The sequence below is a fragment of the uncultured Campylobacter sp. genome, assembly GCF_938041645.1.
Classification (GTDB): domain Bacteria; phylum Campylobacterota; class Campylobacteria; order Campylobacterales; family Campylobacteraceae; genus Campylobacter_B.
The window spans coordinates 1-1,316 of sequence record NZ_CALIST010000017.1 but is presented as its reverse complement, the minus strand read 5'-3'; the positions used below and the strand labels follow the sequence as shown (position 1 = coordinate 1,316).

Below are 1,316 nucleotides of genomic sequence, written 5' to 3'. Positions count from 1 at the left end.
GCAACTCCCCGCAAGATACGGCAGGATGTATCCTCGTGGGCGACGGATACAGCGCCGCGGGAGTTACGAATTCCGTTCGGACATATAACTCGTTTTTCAAAATTTGCATAGGCAAACACATAGAATTCATAGAGATCACAAACGAGGAGGGGATATGAGCCTCATCGAAAATATCAAAGCTCACGAGGGATTTAGCACGCGAATATACAAAGATAGCGTAGGCAAACCCACCGTGGGATACGGCTTTTTGGTAGCGGCGTTGAGTCCCGACGAACTCAAACTCAACGGCGGCAAGGTGGAGCCGATGAGTAAAGAGGTAGCGGAAAAAATCCTGAATTTGAAAGTTGCTAGGCTGCGAAAGCGAGTGCCGGAGTGTTTGCCGTGGCTGGCTAGCAAGCCGCAGGGCGTGCAGGATACCATCCTCGAAATGGCGTATCAGCTAGACATCGCAAAGCTGCTTGGCTTTAAATATACCCTGAAATGCATAGAGGCTGGAGACTACGCGCAGGCGGCAAGAAACCTACGCGCAAGCTTGCTGTATCGCCAAACTCCGCGACGGGTCGAGGGGTATATAAGGGGGCTGCAAGATGGCTGATTTCAAAGAAGCGTATAGCGAGCTTTACAGGCGCGTGCTCGGCGATACTATGGCGAACGACACGCCGTATCAAAAATTTACCGCCAAAATCGATGAATATTTTGAGAAATACGGGCTCGCGAACGACAAAAAATTTGAGATGCTTTGTAGCACTCTCGTCTCAATGACGCAAAGCGTAACGACGAGCTCGCAAGAGATCGCCCTGCGGCTTTTAAGCGAAAGCGAGGAGTTGCCTTTGCGAAAACAACAGCTTGAAGCTCAAACAAACTTGCTCGGCAAACAGATAGAGACCGAACAGCTAAAGATCGATCTACAAAGGCAGCGAATGCCGCTTGAGATAGAGCAGCTGGGGCTTCAAAAAGATATGCTCGCCGCTCAAATCGACAAGACAAGGGGCGATCTAGCCCTTGCCAAGGCGCAGCAGGAAGCGATAAATAGGCAGGTCAAGGACAACCGCCTAATCAAAGGCGGCAGCGTGATCGGCGACTTTTTACAAAACACGCTCAACGGCGGCTTGACGGTGCCTTCGGACATGAACAAGGCTCTTTTCAACATTATTGCCACTTTGCTCAAAGATGAGCTAACGAACATCATGCCGGGGAACTTCGAGATCAAAAAATGAGAACTCTCATCGCCGTAAACGATAGCCTAGACATCGCCTCTCGCGATGACTTCAACCCCGTCAATCCTCTTGCGGGGCAGAACTTCGATATATTCTACG

2 protein-coding genes are annotated in these 1,316 nt (G+C 50.3%); both read left to right on the top strand.

What is annotated here, in order from left to right; all coding sequences use genetic code 11:
* Nucleotides 1-154 precede the first annotated feature (154 nt).
* Nucleotides 155-595: a lysozyme gene (locus tag Q0600_RS02425; protein WP_298756484.1), complete on the top strand. Its 441-nt coding sequence runs from the start codon at nucleotides 155-157 to the stop codon at nucleotides 593-595.
* Nucleotides 588-1,217 carry a hypothetical protein gene (locus Q0600_RS02420; RefSeq protein WP_298756481.1) on the top strand — a complete coding sequence of 210 codons (630 nt, stop codon included), beginning with the start codon at nucleotides 588-590 and terminating at the stop codon, nucleotides 1,215-1,217. The genes Q0600_RS02425 and Q0600_RS02420 overlap by 8 nt, the downstream gene beginning before the upstream one ends.
* Nucleotides 1,218-1,316: the final 99 nt, after the last annotated feature.